Raw genomic sequence first — 16,093 nt, forward strand, 5'->3', positions numbered from 1 at the left:
CGGGCGGGGCGGCCGCGGCTGCGCCGTCGCGGTCCGCGAGAACCGCGGCGCCGGGCCGGCCTGCGTGACGCCCGCGGTCGCGATGAGGCTCCGGCGGGCGGTCAGGTGGGCGTCGGTCGAGGCCTCGGCCAGGGACAGGACGGGCGTGACGCAGGCGTCGGTGCCGTCGAAGACGGCCGTCCACTCGTCGCGCGTCCTGCTGAGGAAGCGGTGCGCGATGAGGGCGCGCAGCCGCGGCCAGCCGGAGCGGTCGTGCTGCTCGGGCAGCGTGGACTCCTCCAGCCCGAGCCCGCGGATCAGCTCCGCATAGAACTGCGGCTCGATGGCGCCCACGGCCACATGACCTCCACCGGCGCAGGCGTAGACGTCGTAGAAGGGCGCCCCGCCGTCCAGGAGGTTGCTCGCCGGCTCGTCGACCCATTCGCCGACGCCGTACATCGACCAGACCATCTGCATCAGCAGCGACGTGCCGTCGACCATCGCGGCGTCGATCACCTGACCCGTGCCGGACCGGTCCCGCTCCCACAGGGCGGAGAGGATGCCGACGAGACAGAGCATCGACCCGCCACCGAAGTCGCCGACGAGGTTGAGGGGCACCGTCGGCTTCTGGCCAGCTCGGGCGATCGAGTGCAGGGCGCCCGTGAGGGAGACGTAGTTGATGTCGTGCCCGGCCGTGCGGGACCGGGATCCGGTCTGTCCCCAGCCGGTCATCCGGGCGTAGACGAGCCGTGGGTTGGTCGCCGTGACCTCGTCGGGACCGAGCCCGAGCCGCTCGGCCACGCCCGGGCGGTAGCCCTCGACCAGGACGTCGGCGACGGCGATCAGGCTGCGCACGGTGGCGAGATCGGCGGGGTCCTTCAGGTTGGCGGCGAACGAGCGGCGGTTGCGGAGCAGCTGGTCGGGCTTGCCGTTGGCGACGTCGAGGCCGGCCGAGGGCCGCTCGATCCGGACCACGTCGGCGCCGAGGTCGGCCAGCACCATGCAGGCGTGCGGGCCGGGCCCGATCCCGGCGAGCTCCACCACGCGGAGCCCGGCGAGCGGTCCCACGCTCGTGGTCGTGCTCATGAGAGGTAGGCCGGCAGCCGCGAGGCGATGATGGCCTCGGCCTCGGCCACGATGGTCTCCACGACCTCCTCGCAGGAGCCCACGGAGTCGATCAGGCCCTGGGTCTGGCCGGCCCACCAGACGCCACCCTCGACGTCGCCCTCGACCAGCACGCGCTGTCGGCCGCGGGCGCCGGAGGCCAGCTCGGCCACGTCGGCGAACGTCGCACCGGGCCGCGCCCCGATCTCGGCGATCTGCTCGGAGATCGAGTTCCGGGCCACTCGCGCGCTGTTGTGGAAGGACCGGAAGATCACCTTCGTGTCCAGCTCGGAGTTGGTCACCACCTGGGCTTTGACGTTGGGATGGGCGGGCGCCTCGTCGGTGGCGACGAACCGCGTCCCCATGTTGACGGCCACCGCTCCCAGCGCCAGCGCCGCCGCCAGGCCGGAGCCGGTCGCGATGCCCCCGGAGGCGATCACCGGGACGTCCAGCGCCCTCACGGCCGCCGGGATCAGGACCAGGCCCGGCACGTCGTCCTCCCCGGGGTGGCCGGCGCACTCGAACCCGTCGATGCTCACGTAGTCCACGCCCTTCGCCTGGGCCGAGAGCGCGTGCCGCACGCTGGTCGCCTTGTGGATCACGGTCACTCCCGCGGCCTTGAAGTCCGGCAGATGCGGCGCCGGACTCGACCCGGCCGTCTCGACGACCGTGATTCCCGACTCCACGATCGCCGTGCGGTACTCGTCGTACGGCACCGGGTTGATCGTCGGCAGGATCGTCAGGTTCACCCCGAACGGCTGGTCGGTGAGGTCGCGGGTCCGCGCGATCTCCTTGACCAGGTCCTCGGGGGTCGGCTGGGTCAACGCCGTGAGGAAGCCGAGCGCGCCAGCGTTCGCGACGGCGCTGATCAGCTGTGCCGTCCCGTAGCCGGTCATCCCGCCACAGAGGATCGGGTGCCTCACGCCGAGCTGGGAGGTGAACGGGGTCGTGATCATGCTTCTCCTTCAGGCGCGCGTCGGCGCGTAGGTGGTCCGCAGATCCCGCTTGAGGATCTTGCCGCTGGGGTTCTTGGGCAGCGCGTCGGCCACGTGGACGTGCTTCGGGGTCTTGTAGCCGGCCAGCCGCTCGCGGGCGAAGGCGAGGATCTCCTCGGGGCTGGGGTCGGCGCCGGGGACGGGTACGACGACGGCGACGATCGCCTCGATCCAACGAGGGTCCGCCACCCCGAACACCGCGGCCTCGGCCACCGCCGGGTGCTGGTAGATGACCTCCTCGACCTCACGGCTGGAGACGTTCTCGCCGCCCGTCTTGATCATGTCCTTCTTGCGATCGACGACGTACAGGCATCCGTCGGCATCGAGGTAGCCGAGGTCGCCGCTGTGGAACCAGCCGTCGCGGAACGCCGCGGCGCTCTGCTCAGGGTCGTCGAGGTAGCCACGGGTGAGATGCGGGCTGCGGTGGGCGATCTCGCCCACCTCGCCGGCCGGGAGCACGCGCCCGTCGTCGTCGACCACCACCGTCTCGACGTTGAGAGCCGGATACCCCGCGGCACCCGGCTTGGTCCGCTGCTCCTCCGGTGGCAGCGCCGTCGCCAGGGAGGCCATCTCGGTCTGCCCGTAGAAGTTCCAGAAGCGCATCTCCGGCAGCCGGTCGCCGAGTCTGGTCAGCACCTCGGCGGGCATGGCGGAGGCTCCGTAGTAGCCCTTGGCCAGACTGGAGACGTCGGTGGAGTCGAAGGCCGGGCTGTTGAGCAGGTCGATCCACACGGTCGGGGGGCCGAAGAGGTTGGTCACCCGGTGCTCCTCGATCGCCCGCAGGATCGTCACGGGATCCGGCCGCCGCAGGATGATGCTGGTGGCGCCGAGGTAGATGTCGGTCGCGAGGAAGTTGTCCAGCTGCGCGCAGTGATAGAGCGGCAGAGCATGCACCTCCACGTCGGAGGCCGACATCCCGCCCGTGCTGATGCAGCTGGTGTACTGCCACAGCAGGGACCGGCTGGTGAGCACGACGCCCTTGGGACGGGACTCGGTCCCGCTGGTGTACATGATCCGGATCGGGTCCTCGTCGTCGACCTCGACCTCGGGGGGCGGGCCGCCGGGCCGGGTCAGCCAGGAGTCCACGTCCACCCAGTCGCCGTCGACGAGGGCGCCGGTGCTGCGGATGACGGCGGTCAGGGCCAGGTCCCGGCGTACGGCGGCGAGGGCCTTGCTCGCGGTGTCCACCAGCTCGTCCTCGACCACGAGGCCCCTCGCGCCGCTGTGGCCGAGGATGTAGGCGACGTCGTCGCTGGTGAGCATGAAGTTGATCGGCACCGTGATCACGCCGAGTCGTGCTGCCGCGAAGACGACGACCGGGAACTGCCAGCAGTTGTGGGCGAAGATCGCCAGCGCGTCCCCCTTGACCAGACCGGCGTCCGCGAGGGCCGCCGCGAACCGGTCGATCCGGTCGTCGAGCTCGGCGAACGTCAGGGTGGTGTCGCCGTCCACGATCGCGAGCTTCGCCGGCGTCCGCCGGGCGCTGCGGCGAGGCAGATCGCCGAGCGCATGGCGCCGGGCTCGCGCGATGTCCTTCTCTGTCACAGTCGTCCCGCCTTCCGGGTGTGGTGTCGGATGGTCTGCTCAGTGGCCGACGAAGGTCGGCTCTCGCTTCTCGCGGAAGGCGCTCAGCGCCTCGACCATGTCGGCTGTCCGGGTCGCCAGGACCTGGCTGCGGTTCTCCAGCGCGAGGGCGGCCTCGAGCGACGGCGCGTCGACGTTCTGCTGCACCACCCTCTTGGTCAGCTCCATGGCGGCCGGGCTGTTCCCGCAGATCTGCCGGGCGACCTCGACCGCGCGGTCCAGCAGGTCGTCCGGCTCGACGATCTCGGTCACCAGGCCGATCGACAGCGCTTCCGAGGAGTCCACGAACCGGCCGGTCAGGAGGATCTCGTAGGCGCGCCCGAGACCGACGATCCGTGGCAGGGCCCACGACGTGCCGACGTCGCCGCCGGAGAGGCCGATGCGCACGAACGCGGCATTGAACCGGGCGTCGGTGGCGGCGATGCGGATGTCGGCCGCGAGCGCCAGCCCGAAGCCTGCGCCCGCCGCGGCGCCGTGGACGGCGGCGATGACCGGCTTCCTCATCGTGCGGAAGCCGCCGACCGCGTCCGCCCAGAAGTCCTGCTGGGTCAGCATCGTGGCAGCCGGCATCTCCGGCAGCGTCGCCGCCTCGTCGAGGTCCAGGCCGGCGCAGAAGGCCCGGCCGGCTCCGGTCAGGATGAGGACACGGGCCACGGGGTCGGCGTCCACGGCCCGCTGGAGGGCGGCGAACTCCTCGAACATCACGAAGGTGATGGCGTTGAGCCGCTGTGGCCGGTCGAGCGTCGCCACCACGATCTCGGGCTGGGGACGGGTCACGGTCAGCGTCGTGTAGGCGCGCATCTCAGGCCACCTTGATGGTGGGGGAGGAGGCCAGCTCATGACGGGCCAGCGATCGGCGGTGCACCTCGTCGGGGCCGTCGGCGATCTGCAGGAAGCGGGCCTGGGCGTAGAGCATCGGCAGGGGGACGTCCTGGGAGAGACCTGCCCCACCGTGCACCTGGATCGCGTCGTCGATGACCTTCTTGATCGCGCCGGGCACGAGGATCTTCGCCTTGGCGATGTCGTGTCGGGCGGCCTTGGCCCCCTCGCGGTCCATCCGCCACGCCGCCTTGAGCACGAGCAGGCGGGCGGCGTCGATCGCCACGCGGGCGTCGGCGACGTGGGCCTGCACGACACCCTGGTCGGCGAGCGGCTGACCGAACGCGACTCGGCTGTTGGCACGGTTGACCAGGTGCGCCAGCGCGCGCTCGCCCATCCCGATCAGGCGCATGCAGTGGTGGATCCGACCCGGACCGAGGCGCCCCTGCGCGACGGCGAACCCACCGCCGCGTGGGCCGAGCAGGTGGTCCTGGGGCACGCGGACGTCCTGGAAGTCGATCACCGCGTGGCCGCCCTCGTGGCGGTCGTCGTACCCGAGCACGTGGGTCGAGCGCACCCGCGTCAGCCCGGGGGCGTCGAGCGGAACCGCGACGATGCTGTGCCGCCGTCCCACCGGAGCCTCGGGGTCGGTGACGCCCATGACGAACGTGACCCGGCAATCGGGCCGCATCGCTCCGCTGGACCACCACTTGCGGCCGTTGAGCACCCAGGCGTCCCCGTCGGCGCGGATCTCCAGCTCGACGTTGTTGGCGTCCGAGCTCGCCACCGCCGGCTCGGTCATCGAGAAGGCGGAGCGGAACTCGCCGGCGAGCAGCGGCGCCAGCCACCGCCGGTGCTGCTCGTCGGTGCCGTACCGGGAGAGCATCTCCATGTTGCCGGTGTCGGGGGCGCTGCAGTTCAGCGCCTCGGGAGCCAGCTGGGGACTCCAGCCGGTCAGCTCGGCGAGCGGTGCGTACTCGAGGTTGGTGAGCCCGCCGCCGCGTGGATCCTGGGGCAGGAAGAGGTTCCACAGGTCCTGACGCCGGGCCTCGTCTCGGAGGTTGCGCATCACCGGTGGCTGTCCCCAGTGGTCCGGGTGCTCGCGGAGGTACTCCTCGGCCACCTGCTCGGCGGGGATCACGTGGTCCTGCATGAAGGCGGTGAGGCGCTCTTGGAGGTCGATGACCTTGTCACTGTGCTTGAAGTCCACCCTGGGTGCTCTCTTCGGTGTGCTCGATGTCGGAGGGTCCGGAGCTCAGCGCCGGCGCTGAGCGGGAAGGCTGCTGAGGCGCATCCGGGCGCGGTCGATGAGGGGATCGACCATGTCGCCGACGTCGTCGAAGCCCTCGCCGGTCGTCTGGCCCTGGAGATGCCGGCGGCGGATCCCCTCGAGGATGATGGCGACCTTGAGGTCGGCGAAGGCGATGTACCAGTCGATGTCGGTCACGTCGACGCCGCGGAGTGCCGCGTAGAGGTCGACCACCTCCTCGCGGGTGAGGAAGCCGTCCAGGGCCGTGACGCCGACGCTGACCGGGTTGTACGGCTCGTCGGGCTGGTCCCAGAAGCTCAGCAGGATCCCCAGGTCGGCCATGGTGTCGCCGAGGGTGGACATCTCCCAGTCGAGGACGCCCACGATGCGGGTCGGGTCCTCCGGCGCGAGCATCACGTTGTCGGTCTTGTAGTCCCCATGGACGATGCCGGGATACCGGCTCTCCGGACAGGAGTGCTCCAGCTCGTCGAGAAGCCGCTCGACCTCGGGCCGGTCGCCGGTGCGCGAGGACTGCCACTGCTGCCGCCAGCGACGAAGCTGACGGGCGAGGTAGCCGTCCGGACGGCCGAATCCGGCGAGACCGACCTGCTCGGCGTCCACCGTGTGGAGGTCGGCGAGGACACGCACCAGGGCGGCGCTGAGGTCGCGGCGCTGCTGCGGGTTCAGCTCCTCCGCCTGCTCGCGGGTCCGCAGCGAGTGTCCGCGGAGCCGCTCCATCACGTAGAAGTCGGTGCCGAGAACGGTGTGATCGGTGCACAGCAGCACCGCCTCCGGCACCGGTACGACGGTCGGCCCGAGTGCCCGCAGAACGTGGAACTCCCGCGCCATGTCGTGCGCCGTCGGCAGCACGTGACCGTGCGGGGGTCGGCGCAGCACCCATTCGCGCGCGCCGTCCGAGACCAGATAGGTGGGGTTCGATCGCCCGCCGGCCATGAGGTCCAGACGCAGGGGTCCGGCCAGACCGCCGACGTGCGGCCGTAGGTAGTCGGCGAGCCGGACCTCGTCGTCCCGATCAGAGACCATCGACGGACAGGCGGTAGCCGGGAAGGATCTCAGCGGCGGCATCGACCAGGGTCATCGGCTCGACGAGCGCGTGCTGGGTCGCCACCAGTGCGTCGCGCATGCAGCGGCCGAGCGCGCTCGGATTGCGCAGCGAGGCACTGCCGCCCCAGTTGTAGGCGAAGGAGACCACGTCATGGGCGACGGTCTGCACCCAGGTGGTGACCTGGCGTAGCCGAGCGCGCTGCTCGTCGGTCAGCTCGCCCCGGCCTGCGGCCAGCTCCGCCTCGGCGTGGAGGTCGTAGACGTAGCGGCGCGCCGCCTGGAGCGTGGCCTCGTGGTGGGCGAACTCGCGACGGAACATCTCGTTGTCGCCGATCACGGTCGCATAGCCGGGCCGCGACTTCGTGGCGGTGATGGACGCGATCTCCTCGAGCGCGCGCCGGGCGAGGCCGAGGGCGACCGGGGCGTGGCCGCCGACCCCGATCCCCAGGAGGCCGAGGGCGTAGACCGGCTCGGGGCGGACGGGGACGGTGGAGAAGGTGTCCATCGCGTGGGCCTCGGGGACGAACACGTCCGAGACGGTGTAGTCGTAGGAGCCGGTGGCCGCCATGCCCATGACGTCCCAGCCGCCGGTGAAGTCCACCTCGGCGCGTGGGACGAAGGCGACGCGGCAGACAGGCTGCCCGTTGGCGTCGATCTCCGGGGTGCCGTCGGCACCGGTGACCGAGAAGCCGGCGCCGATCCAGGTGGCGTGGGCGGATCCGCTGGCGAAGCGGTACTGCCCGTTGACCCGGTAGCCGCCCTCGACCCGCACCGCGGTGCCCGTCGGCAGGATCATCCCCGCCGTGATCCCGCGCCCCGGCAGGGCGAAGATCTCGCGCGCTCCCCTCTCGGTGAGGTAGCCGGCCGCGATCCCGGTGCTGAACGCATTGGCCATGAACGCCCAGCCGGTCGAGCCGTCGGCGCAGGAGAGCTCCTCGACGATCTTGAGGGAGGGCACGATGCCGAGTCCCAGGCCGTCGTACTCGCGGGGCACGAGGGCCCAGAACAGCTCCGCATCGCGCAGGGCCTGCACGACCGGCTCGGAGACGGTCCGCGCGGCCTCCATCCCGTCGGCCTCGGCGCGGATGAGGGGCGACAGGGCACGAGCGCGCGCCACGTACTCTTCGCCATCGGTCGATGTCGTGCTCGTCGCCAGCGGGCGGCTCAGTGTCTCGGTCATGCGCAGGACTCCCATCCATCGTCTCCGGCGTCTCGCCGTCGTTGTGACGTGGACAACACTCCGAGAACGAGACCTGGGTCACAGCCGGGAGACCACGTGGTCAGGCACGTGATCGACGGTGCCGGTGCCTTGGCCGGCTTCCCCGCCCGCTCATCCGCCTGCGACGGTGAGGGCGACCTGGTTGCGGTTCGCCACGCCGAGCTTCGCGAGGATGTGCTCCACGTGGCCCTCCACGGTGCGTGGGGAGACGACGAGCGTTTCGGCGATCTGCTTGTTGGTGAGTCCGGCGGCCACGTGCTGCGCGACCTCGCGCTCGCGAGGAGAGAGCGACTCGAGCGAGGAGGGCACCCCGCCGGCAGCCGGGAAGGTCTGGGTGCTCTCCCCGAGGGCGAAGCCCAGGAGCTCCTGAATGCTCAGAGCCGCTCCGTGAGCATGCCGGGTGCGGTAGCCGTGCTCACCGAGGGCCCTGGTGACCGCGCGCTCGACCTCCTCGCGCTTCGCGAGCCACGGCCGCGACCCGTAGAGCTGCTCCCCGAACGCCTGCCACAGCACCGACGACGCGCCCAGGAGGACGGCCGCCCGGTCGGCGACGCCCGATTCGGCCTCGGCCCAGGCCAGCAGCTCGATCATGAGGGGTACGCCGACGCCGTCGGCGAACTCGCGCAGGAGCCGCAGGCTCTCCCGTGCCTCTTCGGCGGCCCTGCGGGGGTCGCCCTTCGCCAGGGCGACCAGTCCGCGTCCGTGGGTGGCGTAGGACCGGAACCAGTGCTCGCCCGTCGTCTCGGAGCGCCGTAGGACCGCGTCGACATGCCTCTCGGCGTCATCTCCGCGTCCCGCGAACGCGGCCACCATCCCGAGATGGACCTGGGCCGCGCACCAGACGTCCGGGCGGGTCACCGTTCCGTGCTCGCACAGCCGGACGGCGCGGGTCAGGAGTACGCCGGCGGCCGCCGTGTCTCCGCCGAAGAATGCTCCGAGGCCGAGCGCGTCGGTGGCGAGCGCGGCCGTGGCGAGGTCGTCGTGGCGTTCGGCCACCTCGACGGCCGACGAGAGCGCGTCGCTCAGGCCGGTCCGGTTGCCGCGGAGGGTCTCCACCATGCCCAGCGTCGCGATCACCCGGGCCCGGGCCGCTTCGGGGAGGTCCGGCATCAGGAGCACCTCCTCGAGCCAGTGCACGTGCTCGCGGGCGGAGACGCCGCAGGTCCACAGGAACCAGGCCGAGGACGCGAGCACCGCGGCGATCTCCGGATCGGGATCCAGGTCGCCGGCACCGGTGGCGGTCTGCAGGGCCGTGCGCAGGTTGGCCACGTTGCTCCGGAGCCGGATCGCCAGCGCCGCCTGCTCGTCACTGGACCATCGTCTCGCCGCGGTCTCCACCAGCTCCGCGCACCAGGTGAGGTGTCGCCGTGTCAGTCGCTGGCTCTCGACGGGCTCGAGGAGTGCGTGGCCGAACTCGCGGATCGTCTCGAGCACGCGGAATCTCACCCGGCCGCCGGCCTCCTCGCGAGCCAGGACGGACTTGCCGACCAGGTCGTAGAGGCAGTCGAGCACCTCTCCGGGCCGCAGCCGCTCGTCGGCGCAGATCGCCTCGGCCATCTCGACGTCGAACCCGCCGGCGAACACCGAGATCCGGGCCCAGAGCAGCTGCTGCTGCGGTGTGCAGAGCTCGTAGCTCCAGCGCAGCGCCGCCTCGAGGCTCTGATGGCGCTCCGAGCCGGCCAGCCCGCGGCTGGAGAGCAGGTCGAGCCCGCGGTCGAGCCGGTCGGCCAACTCGGTGACGGTGAGTGCGCGCAGTCGGGCGCAGGCGAGCTCGATCGCCAGGGGAAGCCCGTCGAGACGCTCGCAGATCCGCTGCACCGCCGCACGGTTGGCGTCGCTGAGCTCGAAGTCCGACAGGATGTCCCGGGCCCTGCTCTCGAACAGGGACATCGCGGCCGACGACAGCGGCTGCAGCACCACGACGCACTCGCCGGGCAGGCTCAGGACCTCCCGGCTGGTGGCCAGGACGCGGAGTCCGGTGGTGAAGCGCAGGAGCTCGGCGATCAGGTCGGCGCACGCCTCGGCGACGTGTTCGCAGTTGTCGAGCACCAGCAGCAGCTGCTGGTGGCGGATCCGCTCGATGATGGCCCCGGTCACCGAGTGGCCCGGTCGGTCGAAGGGTGCCAGCCCCAGTCCGTCGAAGACCGCCTGGGCCACCAGCGCCGGCTTCCGGACCTGGGCCAGCTCGACCACCCGCACTCCGTCGGCGTACGCACGGCGGAACTCCGAGGCAGCCTGCGCCGCGATCCGCGTCTTGCCCACGCCGCCGACGCCCGCGATCGTGACGAGCCGGTGCGTTCCGAGCGAGGTGCGGAGCTGGTTGAGCTCCGCCCGCCGTCCGACGAACTCGGTGGGGAAGGAGGGCACGGCGAGAGTCGGTCGTCGGTCCGGTGTCGGGTCGGGCGAGGCCGCGTCCCCCGAGCCAAGGCGCTCGCGCTCGGTCGCGACGCGGCGGGCGAGCGTCGTCCGTGAGCGTGTCCACCCCAGCTCCTCCGCGATCCGGGCGATCGGCATGTCGGGGTCGTCCGCGAGCAGTTCGCGGATGCGGTCGGCGTAGGCATCGGTGACGCTGCCGGCTCGCGCGCGGTGATCATCGGGCGGCTCGGTCAGGCCGAGCCCCCGGCGTACGGTGTTGCGGGACATGGCGAGCGCGGCTGCGATCCCCTTGATCGACATGCCGGCGTCTCGGAGGCGGTGGATCTCGCTCCACTCGGCACGGTTCACCGGACCACCCCTCAGCCTCATCGATGAGATGTGCGTCACTTTCCGTCCCGCCGTCGCTCCTGTCAAGGCGATCGGACGGAGTCGGGTGGAGCTACGTGTCACCGGGGGTCAACATGTGTCGTCGCTCCTGGCCCGGTCCCGGGAGCCGGTGGCTCCGGCAGGGCCACCGGGGGCCGACAGGCGGGTGGCTGACCACGTATGACGACGGTTACACGCGCGTCCCCCGCCGACCAGGGTGAGTCGGGTCCACCGGTCGCGATCGGCCGGATCCGCCGCACGGAAGAGAGACCCATGAGCACGACATCGACGACATCCACCGACGCCGAGGCGCTGGTGGCCGCGTTCACCGCCGCCGCTGCCGGGGACGCCAGCCTGCTGGTCGACCTCTACGCCGAGGACATGACGTGGGCCGGCTTCACCCTGGACGGAAGCCAGCGCGTCTACACCAAGGGCGAGTTCCTGGAGGCCTTCGGCATCTTGGCGAAGCTCGACGAGGCGCGCAACGACGTCGTCAAGACCGAGACCACTCCCGAGGGGCTCGTCGTGGCGTACCTCAGCGCCTATCGCCGCCTCGGCGAGGAGGAGCTGGACTTCACCATGGTGATGACCCACCAGTTCGTCGACGGGAAGGTCACCCGCGGGACCGACGTCTGCCCGCCCTCCTTCGCCGAGTTCTGGCGCCGGGTCGGGCTTGCCGGATGAGCGCGGTCCCGACGGAGAGCGGCGTGCTGACCGAGCAGTTCCGCGATGCGATGGCGCACCTGTGCGCACCTGTCACGGTCGTCACCGCCTGCGAGCAGGGGCGCGCCCACGGCACCACCGTGAGCGCGTTCGCCTCGCTCTCGCTGCATCCGCAGCTGGTCACCGTCGCCCTGGATCGCTCCTCGCGCCTGCTGGAGGTCGTGGAGCGCACGGGCCGCTTCGGCGTCAACGTCCTCTCGACCGATCAGGCCTCCCTGGCGATGCGGTTCGCCGGCAAGGGCGATGACAAGTTCGACGAGGTCACCTGGCTCCCCGAGGGTCAGCTTCCGCGGCTGCCCCGGTCAGTGGCGTGGCTGCGCTGCAGCACCGAGGAGATCCTCGGCGGCGGCGACCACCTGATCCTGGTCGGTCGCGTCGAGCACTGCGAGGTCGACGTAGAGCAGCCGCCGCTGTCCTACTTCGGCCGGCGTTTCGGCACGCATGCGCCCCTGGCGCCCTGAGGCACGACGCACGGCACGCCGCACCACGAACAGCACGACACAACACACCAGGAACACGCACCAGGAACGAGGAGGTCGAGTCAGATGGGACTGCTTGAGGGAAAGGTGGCGCTGGTGACCGGAGCGGCCCGGGGCCAGGGCCGCAGCCATGCGGTCAGGCTGGCCGAGGAAGGCGCTGACATCATCGCGGTCGACGTATGCGAGGAGATCCCCGGGATGCCGTACGAGGCGGCCACCCCCGACGAGCTCGACGAGACCGCCGCGCTGGTCGAGAAGGAGGGCCGGCGGGTGATCGCCGCCCGGGTCGACATTCGCGACCGCGAGGGGCTCAGCACCGCGGTCGAGAGCGCCGTGGCGGATCTCGGCCGCCTCGACGTCATCGTGGCGAACGCGGGGATCTGCTTCCCGGCGGTCTGGGACGAGGTGACGCCGGAGAACTGGGACACGACGATCGCGGTCAACCTGACCGGCACGTGGAACACCGTGATGGCAGGTGCGAGGCACCTCGTCGCGGCGGGCGGGGGCTCCATCATCCTGATCAGCTCGGCGGCCGGGATCCGGGTGCAGCCGTTCCTGGTCCCCTACACCGCGAGCAAGTTCGGTGTCCGGGGGCTCGCGAAGGCCTTCGCGGTGGAGCTGGGCGAGTACAACATCCGCGTCAACAGCATCCACCCCTGCGCCGTCGACACGCCGATGGGTGGAGGGCGCGTGCTCGGCATCATCGGCGACGCGCTCGAGGCGCACCCCAAGCTCGGCGGGATGTTCGCGAACATCCTCCCGGCGGAGAAGGCGCAGTCGTCCGACATCACCAACTCGGTGGTCTTCCTCGCCTCGGACCAGTCGGCGTTCATCACGGCGCACGAGATCACCCCGGACGCCGGGGTCACCGAGTACTGACCGGCGTCAGAGGAGCTGGCGGAGGGCGTCGGCGATCGTCTCGGCCGACTCGCCGGCCATGAGCAGGCGGCGCGCCTGGTTGAGCGCGCGGACCCAGTTGACGGTGACGACGCCGCAGGCGGCGCCGGCGGCGTCCGCGTGGACGACCGCGGCCCGCTTCCCCTCGAGCAGGTCGCCGATCACGACGGACGTGCCGGCCGGGTCGCGCCACCCGACCGCGTTGACCTTCCAGTCGTACTGGTCGGACCAGACGTAGTCCGTCGAGGCGTAGTCGGTCTCGACACCCTGGGTGAGCGCGGTGGCGAGATAGCGGGCCTGGTCGCTGGCATTGGTCCAGTGCTCGGCCCGGACGTCCGCGCCACGGCCAGCGTGCGGCCAGCGCGCGACGTCGCCGACAGCGTAGACGTCCTCGACGCCCAGCGCCTGGAGGCGGCCGTCGGTGAGGACGCCGTTGTCGAGCTTGAGCCCGGAGTCCTCCAGCCAGTCGGTGCCGGGGACCGAGCCGATGCCCACGATGGCGCTGGACGCGGCGATCCGCTCGCCGTCGGCGAGCTCGACCGTCAGGTCACCGGCGCTGCCGGTGATGTCGGCGACGCCGACGCCGAACCGCGTCTCGGCTCCGTTGCGCAGGTGGAGGCCGACGAGGCTGCCGGCGATTTCCGGCCCGACCAGCCGGGCCATCGGCTCGGGGAGCGGGTCGACGACGGTGACCGGGCAGCCGAGGCCGACGGCGGCCGCGGCGATCTCCGTCCCGATGAAGCCACCACCCACCACGACGATCGGCTCGCCGAGCGCGAGGCGCTGGGCGATCGCCCGGGCGTCCTCGAGCGTGCGGAGCTGGTAGACCCCCGACTCCGGCGTCCAGGGGGACGGACGCGCCGCGGCACCCGTGGCGATGACGAGGACGTCGTACGACGCCGTGCCGCCGCCGGCGAGCCCGACCTGCTTGGCGGCGGTGTCGAGGCTGGTGGCCGCCTGGCCGAGCAGCAGCTCGATCCCCGCCTCGGCCAGCTCGTCGGCGCTCGCCAGGCGTACGCCGGCGACGGCCACCTCGGACCAGTCGCTGGTGAGAAGCGCCTTGGACAGCGGGGGCCGGTCGTAGGGCAGCTCGGCCTCGGCGCCGATCAGCGTGATCGGGCCGGTGTGGCCGGCCGCGCGCAGGCCCTGGGCCGTCCTCGTCCCGGCGAGCGATGCGCCGACGATCACCACGTGGCGGTCGAGATGTTCGATGGTCATCGAGTGAGATCCTTTTGGAAGAGCAGGCGTTGCCGCATTCAAAGAAACAAGTTAGTCATACAACGCAACATCTGTCGAGGGCTGAGGGTTGACAGCACGACGCCTGACCGACAATCTGAGTCTGCAACAGAACGCCTGTTCCGTTGCCGGAAACATGCCGAGGAGGTGGGCGATGCGGCCCGAAGGTGGCGTTGCCGTCGTGAGCGGCGGAGCTGCGGGGATCGGCCGGTCCATCGCCGGCCGGCTGGCAGCCGACGGCTTCAAGGTGGCGATCCTGGACGTCGTGACCGATGCCGCCGTCCAGGCCGCAGAGGAGATCACGGAGTCGGGCGGAGTGGCGCGCGGCTACGGCGTCGACGTCAGCGAGCGCGACCAGGTCGACGCGGCCGTGGCCTCCGCGCGCGCCGAGCTCGGCCCGATCGCCGCGATCGTCGCGAACGCGGCCGTCGCGATCCAGCAGCCCTTCCTCGAGATGACGCTGGAGCAGTGGAACCGCACGCTCGCGATCAACCTGACCGGCACCTTCAACACCGTCCAGTCCGCCCTTCCCGACCTGGTCAGCGCCGGGTGGGGGAGGGTCGTCCTGATCTCCTCCTCCAGCGCCCAGCGGGGCGCTCCGAACATGGCCCACTACGCGGCCTCCAAGGGCGGGCAGATGGCCCTGACGAAGGCGCTCGCCATGGAGTTCGCCAAGTCCGGGATCACCGTCAACACCGTCGCGCCGTCCTCGATCGACACGCCCAGCGTCCAGAAGAAGCGCGCGGCGGGCCGGATGCCCTCGGCCGAGGACATGGCCAAGTACATTCCCGTCGGCCGGGTCGGCACCGGCGACGACATCGCCGCGGCCGTCTCCTACCTCGTCTCCGACGGGGCGTCCTACGTAACCGGCCAGACCGTCAGCGTCAACGGCGGCTCCTTCATCGGGTGATCTCATGAACCAGCCACGCATCTCCCCCCGCCCCACCGAGGACTGGACCTCGGACGTCGACGACGCCTTCGCGGTGCTCCGCACCCACGCCCCCGGCTCCGACGGCGATCCGGGTTCCGCCGCGCCGCCGCAGCGGCCAAAGGCCAACATCCTCGGCATCTACGCCTGGCACCCGGACTTCGTCCGGGGCTGGATGCCCTTCTCCAACCACCTGCGCCACTCCACGCTCTCCGACCGGGTCCGCGAGATGGCCATCCTGCGCACCACGTGGCTCGGCTTCGGCGAGTACGAGTGGGCCCAGCACGTCTGGATGAGCCAGGCGGCCGGCGCTCTCACCGAGGCCGAGGTCGCCGCGCTCTCCGAGGGGCCCGACGCGGCCGAGTGGTCGGCCGAGGACGCCGCGATCGTGCGGGCGGTCGACGAGATGTGCACGGTCAAGAACGTCTCGGACGCCACCTGGAGCGCGCTCGCGGCGCAGTTCTCGAAGCAGCAGCTGATCGACTTCGCGTTCACCGTCGGCACCTACGACATGCACTGCACCGCCTTCCACGTCCTCGGCCTCGAGCTGGACGAAGGCATGACCGGCTTCCCCGCCGACCACCGGCCGACGGCGTGAGCACGACCGTGTCCGTGGGATCCGTGCGGTGGGGCGTGAAGTCCTCCTTCGTACGCTACGTCCGGCTCATCGCGGCCGGCACCTGCGAGGCCGCCGGCGGAGCCTCCCTCGACGCGGACGACGTCTTCGAGTTCCCGGTCGTCGAGACGACCCAGTCGGACGGGATGTGGACGCTCTCCTGCGGCGGCAGTGCCCGCTTCAACGCCCATCACGGCTTCCTCGACGTGGTGCTCAGCAGGCTCCGCATCGAGCTCGGCAGCGAGGGCGGCTCGATCGGCATCGGCGCCGGCCCGGGGGAGTGGGTCGTGATCGCGACCGTCCCCCCTGCCTCGCCCGTCGGGTCCGACGGCCGGCTCTCGTGGAGTGGTGTGGTGCCGAGCCTGACGGACGTCGGCTCCGAGGTGCTCGGCTCGGTCTACCCGGCGGGGTCCGAGCTTGCCCCGCTGGATGTGGCCTTGCCGATAGATTGACGACCC

General features: G+C 71.4%; 15 protein-coding genes. 6 read left to right on the forward strand and 9 right to left on the reverse strand.

Annotated features, from left to right (window positions below):
• The 8 genes from QM572_RS04195 to QM572_RS04230 form a co-directional block, all read right to left on the reverse strand.
• A partial coding sequence (locus QM572_RS04195) for a CaiB/BaiF CoA transferase family protein (RefSeq protein WP_415090349.1) occupies positions 1-1,065 on the reverse strand: 1,065 nt, incomplete at its 3' end.
• Positions 1,062-2,039 (reverse strand): NAD(P)H-dependent flavin oxidoreductase, encoded by a 978-nt coding sequence (locus QM572_RS04200; RefSeq protein WP_415090351.1) that lies wholly within the window; start codon positions 2,037-2,039, stop codon positions 1,062-1,064. The genes QM572_RS04195 and QM572_RS04200, both read right to left, overlap by 4 nt.
• Positions 2,040-2,048: 9 nt before the next feature.
• A complete protein-coding gene (locus QM572_RS04205; protein ID WP_415090353.1) occupies positions 2,049-3,623 on the reverse strand; it encodes a fatty acyl-CoA synthetase in 1,575 nt (524 codons plus the stop codon).
• Between the two features lie 39 nt (positions 3,624-3,662).
• On the reverse strand, positions 3,663-4,463 hold the full coding sequence (locus QM572_RS04210; protein WP_415090355.1) for an enoyl-CoA hydratase/isomerase family protein: 801 nt from the start codon (positions 4,461-4,463) through the stop codon (positions 3,663-3,665).
• A 1-nt stretch (position 4,464) separates the two neighbouring features.
• A complete protein-coding gene (locus QM572_RS04215; RefSeq protein WP_415090357.1) occupies positions 4,465-5,691 on the reverse strand; it encodes an acyl-CoA dehydrogenase family protein in 1,227 nt (408 codons plus the stop codon).
• Positions 5,692-5,736: 45 nt separating this feature from the next.
• Complete coding sequence (locus QM572_RS04220; protein ID WP_415090359.1) at positions 5,737-6,774, reverse strand: phosphotransferase family protein; 1,038 nt, start codon at positions 6,772-6,774, stop codon at positions 5,737-5,739.
• Positions 6,764-7,975: an acyl-CoA dehydrogenase family protein gene (locus tag QM572_RS04225; protein WP_415090361.1), complete on the reverse strand. Its 1,212-nt coding sequence runs from the start codon at positions 7,973-7,975 to the stop codon at positions 6,764-6,766. Before QM572_RS04225 ends, QM572_RS04220 begins: the two co-directional genes overlap by 11 nt.
• Before the next feature lie 150 nt (positions 7,976-8,125).
• The gene (locus QM572_RS04230) at positions 8,126-10,738 is read right to left on the reverse strand and encodes an ATP-binding protein (protein ID WP_415090363.1); all 2,613 of its coding nucleotides are present in this window, start codon (positions 10,736-10,738) and stop codon (positions 8,126-8,128) included.
• A gap of 291 nt (positions 10,739-11,029) precedes the next feature.
• Between QM572_RS04230 and QM572_RS04235 the strand changes: the two genes are divergently transcribed.
• The 3 genes from QM572_RS04235 (at position 11,030) to QM572_RS04245 (ending at position 12,837) form a co-directional block, all read left to right on the forward strand.
• Entirely contained in the window at positions 11,030-11,440 is a 411-nt protein-coding gene (locus QM572_RS04235; protein ID WP_415090366.1) for a hypothetical protein, read from the forward strand.
• The gene (locus QM572_RS04240; RefSeq protein WP_415090368.1) at positions 11,437-11,940 is read left to right on the forward strand and encodes a flavin reductase family protein; all 504 of its coding nucleotides are present in this window, start codon (positions 11,437-11,439) and stop codon (positions 11,938-11,940) included. The genes QM572_RS04235 and QM572_RS04240 overlap by 4 nt, the downstream gene beginning before the upstream one ends.
• Before the next feature lie 84 nt (positions 11,941-12,024).
• Positions 12,025-12,837, forward strand: a complete 813-nt coding sequence (locus QM572_RS04245) for a mycofactocin-coupled SDR family oxidoreductase (RefSeq protein WP_415090370.1) — start codon at positions 12,025-12,027, stop codon at positions 12,835-12,837.
• A 6-nt stretch (positions 12,838-12,843) separates the two neighbouring features.
• Here the strand turns inward: QM572_RS04245 and QM572_RS04250 are convergent, their stop codons facing one another.
• Positions 12,844-14,073 carry an NAD(P)/FAD-dependent oxidoreductase gene (locus QM572_RS04250; protein ID WP_415090372.1) on the reverse strand — a complete coding sequence of 410 codons (1,230 nt, stop codon included), beginning with the start codon at positions 14,071-14,073 and terminating at the stop codon, positions 12,844-12,846.
• 199 nt (positions 14,074-14,272) lie between these two features.
• On the opposite strand from QM572_RS04250, the gene QM572_RS04255 reads away from it, so the two are divergent.
• From QM572_RS04255 to QM572_RS04265, 3 genes are read left to right on the forward strand one after another with little or no spacing between them, the layout of a single operon-like run.
• Complete coding sequence (locus QM572_RS04255) at positions 14,273-15,001, forward strand: SDR family oxidoreductase (RefSeq protein ID WP_415090374.1); 729 nt, start codon at positions 14,273-14,275, stop codon at positions 14,999-15,001.
• Positions 15,002-15,005: 4 nt separating this feature from the next.
• Positions 15,006-15,617 carry a carboxymuconolactone decarboxylase family protein gene (locus QM572_RS04260; RefSeq protein WP_415090376.1) on the forward strand — a complete coding sequence of 204 codons (612 nt, stop codon included), beginning with the start codon at positions 15,006-15,008 and terminating at the stop codon, positions 15,615-15,617.
• Positions 15,614-16,087 carry an HtaA domain-containing protein gene (locus QM572_RS04265; RefSeq protein WP_415090378.1) on the forward strand — a complete coding sequence of 158 codons (474 nt, stop codon included), beginning with the start codon at positions 15,614-15,616 and terminating at the stop codon, positions 16,085-16,087. The genes QM572_RS04260 and QM572_RS04265 overlap by 4 nt, the downstream gene beginning before the upstream one ends.
• The last annotated feature ends 6 nt before the right edge of the window (positions 16,088-16,093 follow it).

The organism is Nocardioides sp. (assembly GCF_047607365.1).
Classification (GTDB): Bacteria; Actinomycetota; Actinomycetes; order Propionibacteriales; family Nocardioidaceae; genus Nocardioides.

Excerpts from the sequence above, each read along its gene's own strand:
- QM572_RS04200 (WP_415090351.1), bottom strand. The coding sequence starts at position 2,039 with ATGATCACGACCCCGTTCACCTCCCAGCTCGGCGTGAGGCACCCGATC.
- QM572_RS04210 (WP_415090355.1), bottom strand. The coding sequence starts at position 4,463 with ATGCGCGCCTACACGACGCTGACCGTGACCCGTCCCCAGCCCGAGATC.
- QM572_RS04220 (WP_415090359.1), bottom strand. The coding sequence starts at position 6,774 with ATGGTCTCTGATCGGGACGACGAGGTCCGGCTCGCCGACTACCTACGG.
- QM572_RS04225 (WP_415090361.1), bottom strand. The coding sequence starts at position 7,975 with ATGACCGAGACACTGAGCCGCCCGCTGGCGACGAGCACGACATCGACC.
- QM572_RS04235 (WP_415090366.1), top strand. The coding sequence starts at position 11,030 with ATGAGCACGACATCGACGACATCCACCGACGCCGAGGCGCTGGTGGCC.
- QM572_RS04240 (WP_415090368.1), top strand. The coding sequence starts at position 11,437 with ATGAGCGCGGTCCCGACGGAGAGCGGCGTGCTGACCGAGCAGTTCCGC.
- QM572_RS04245 (WP_415090370.1), top strand. The coding sequence starts at position 12,025 with ATGGGACTGCTTGAGGGAAAGGTGGCGCTGGTGACCGGAGCGGCCCGG.
- QM572_RS04250 (WP_415090372.1), bottom strand. The coding sequence starts at position 14,073 with ATGACCATCGAACATCTCGACCGCCACGTGGTGATCGTCGGCGCATCG.
- QM572_RS04260 (WP_415090376.1), top strand. The coding sequence starts at position 15,006 with ATGAACCAGCCACGCATCTCCCCCCGCCCCACCGAGGACTGGACCTCG.